Here is a 281-nt window from a genome sequence, read left to right as displayed (position 1 = left end):
GGACGGCCCCCCCGCGTGCTCCAGCACGGTCCGCAGCAGGTCCACGGAGGGGCGGACGGCCGCCGGGTCGAGGCTCGCCAGCACGTCGGAGCGCCCATGCGCGGCAGCCGCCGCCAGCACCTCCTCACGGATGCCGGGGCCGAACAGCGCCGCCAGTTCCTCGGACCACTCCCGCACGCCCGGGTACGGGGCCTCGCGGCCGCCGCGGCCGCCCGGCCCGAGATCGAGCCCGGCGCCCTCACCGCGGCCGTGGCCGTACAACTCGTCCAGCGCGGTGGCGA

The 281-nt window shown here is 79.0% G+C and carries 1 protein-coding gene; it reads right to left on the bottom strand.

What is annotated here, in order from left to right:
• Nucleotides 1-281 (bottom strand): hypothetical protein (locus AA75_RS53335; protein ID WP_033826208.1); only part of this gene is annotated, 281 nt, incomplete at both ends.

It is taken from the genome of Kitasatospora sp. MBT63 (genome assembly GCF_000710465.2).
Taxonomy (GTDB): Bacteria; Actinomycetota; Actinomycetes; order Streptomycetales; family Streptomycetaceae; genus Kitasatospora.
The sequence above is the reverse complement of the archived record's forward strand: the minus strand, read 5'-3'. Positions and strand labels throughout refer to the sequence as shown.